Raw genomic sequence first — 2,192 nt, 5'->3', positions numbered from 1 at the left:
GTGCTGACCCAGCGCGCGCCGCATGCGAGCCGGCCCGCCACTTAGAATCCGCGCGCCGCACCGTCTGCCGGCCACCCCACCGCATGCTGAACTTCCAGCAACTCATCCTGCGCCTGCAGGCCTACTGGGCCGAGCAGGGCTGCGCGCTGCTGCAGCCTTATGACATGGAAGTGGGGGCCGGCACGAGCCACACCGCCACCTTCCTGCGGGCGCTCGGCCCCGAGCCGTGGAAGGCCGCCTACGTGCAGCCCTCGCGCCGCCCCAAGGACGGCCGCTACGGCGAGAACCCCAACCGGCTGCAGCACTACTACCAGTACCAGGTGGTGCTGAAGCCCGCGCCGTCCAACATCCTCGAGCTGTACCTCGGCTCGCTCGAAGCGCTCGGCTTCGACCTCAAGAAGAACGACGTGCGCTTCGTCGAGGACGACTGGGAGAACCCCACGCTCGGCTGCTGGGGCCTGGGCTGGGAGGTCTGGCTCAACGGCATGGAGGTCACGCAGTTCACCTACTTCCAGCAGGTGGGTGGCATCGAGTGCAAGCCCATCACTGGCGAGATCACCTACGGCCTGGAACGCCTGGCCATGTACCTGCAAGGCGTGGACAACGTCTACAACCTCAAGTGGACCGACACGCTGAGTTATGGCGACGTGTACCTGCAGAACGAGATCGAGCAGAGCACCTACAACTTCGAGCACAGCGATGTCGACTTCCTGCTGCAGGCCTTCGCTGCGCATGAGAAGCAGGCCAAGTACCTGATGGAACAGCAGCTCGCGCTGCCCGCCTACGAGCAGGTGCTCAAGGCCGGCCACACCTTCAACCTGCTCGACGCGCGCGGTGCCATCAGCGTGACCGAGCGCGCCGCCTACATCGGCCGCATCCGCAACATCTCGCGCAGCGTGGCGCAGAGCTACCTGGAAAGCCGAGCGCGCCTGGGCTTCCCGATGGCGCCCAAGGCCTGGGCCGACGAGGTCGTCGCCCAACTCAACAACAAGAAGGCCGCGTGATGACGACGACCACGAAGAACCTGCTGGTCGAGCTGTTCGTCGAAGAGCTGCCACCCAAGGACCTGAAGAAGTTCGATGCCGCTTTTGCCGCGGTGCTGGCCGACAGCCTCAAGGCCCAGGGCCTCGCCGGCGAGCATTCGGCCGTCACCTCGTTCGCCACGCCGCGCCGCCTGGCGGTGCATGTGAGCGGCGTGCGGGCGCAGGCCGACGACAAGGCCGTGTTGCTCAAGCTCGTGCCGGTGAGCGTGGGCCTCACGGCCGATGGCCAGCCCACGCCGGCCCTGCTGAAGAAGCTCGCCAGCGTCGGTGCCGATGCCTCGGTGCTGCCGCAACTCCAGCGCAAGCCCGATGGCAAGGCCGAAGCGCTGTTCTACGACAGCACCGTCAAGGGCGCGACCCTCGCCGCCGGCCTGCAGGAGGCGCTGGACAAGGCGCTCGCGCAACTGCCTATCCGCAAGGTCATGCAGTACCAACTCGCCGACGGCTGGCAGAGCGTGAACTTCGTGCGCCCGGCGCACGGCCTGGTGGCCTTGCATGGCGCCGACGTGGTGCCGGTCTCGGTGCTCGGCCTCACCGCCGGCCGCGAGACGCATGGCCATCGTTTTGAAGCCCAGGTCGACCCGGTCGTGCTGCAGGACGCCGACCACTACGCCCGCCAGCTCGAAGAGCAGGGCGCGGTGATTGCGAGCTTCGAGCATCGCCATGCCGAGATCGTGCGCCAGCTGCAGCACGAGGCCGGCAAGCTCGGCCTCACGCCGATCGACGACCCGGCGCTGCTCGATGAAGTGACGGCCCTGGTCGAGCGGCCCAACGTGCTGTTGTGCCAGTTCGAGCCTGAGTTCCTCGACGTGCCGCAGGAATGCCTCATCCTCACGATGAAGGCCAACCAGAAGTACTTCCCGTTGCTCGACGCCCACGGCAAGCTGACCAACAAGTTCCTCATCGTCAGCAACATCCGCCCGGCGGATGCAAGCGCCGTGGTCGGCGGCAACGAGCGCGTGGTGCGCCCGCGCCTGGCCGATGCGAAGTTCTTCTTCGACCAGGACCGCAAGAAGCCGCTCGCCGCGCGTGTGCCGGAGCTGGCCAAGGTCGTCTACCACAACAAGCTGGGCACTCAGGGCGAGCGCGTGGAACGCGTGCGTGCCCTGGCCCGCGTGATCGGCGCCAGGACCGGCGGCGATCACGTCG

At 67.3% G+C, this 2,192-nt stretch carries 2 protein-coding genes; both read left to right on the top strand.

The window, feature by feature from the left end; all coding sequences use genetic code 11:
* The first annotated feature begins 83 nt into the window (after positions 1–83).
* Positions 84–1,004 (top strand): glycine--tRNA ligase subunit alpha, encoded by a 921-nt coding sequence (gene glyQ / locus VFL64_RS13900; RefSeq protein ID WP_489540974.1) that lies wholly within the window; start codon positions 84–86, stop codon positions 1,002–1,004.
* The coding region (glyS, locus tag VFL64_RS13895; protein ID WP_489540973.1) for a glycine--tRNA ligase subunit beta at positions 1,004–2,192 on the top strand (1,189 nt) is incomplete at its 3' end. The genes glyQ and glyS, both read left to right, overlap by 1 nt.

This window comes from Rhizobacter sp., assembly GCF_035702065.1.
Lineage (GTDB): Bacteria > Pseudomonadota > Gammaproteobacteria > Burkholderiales > Burkholderiaceae_C > Rhizobacter.
This window is presented reverse-complemented; position numbering and strand designations above follow the sequence as displayed.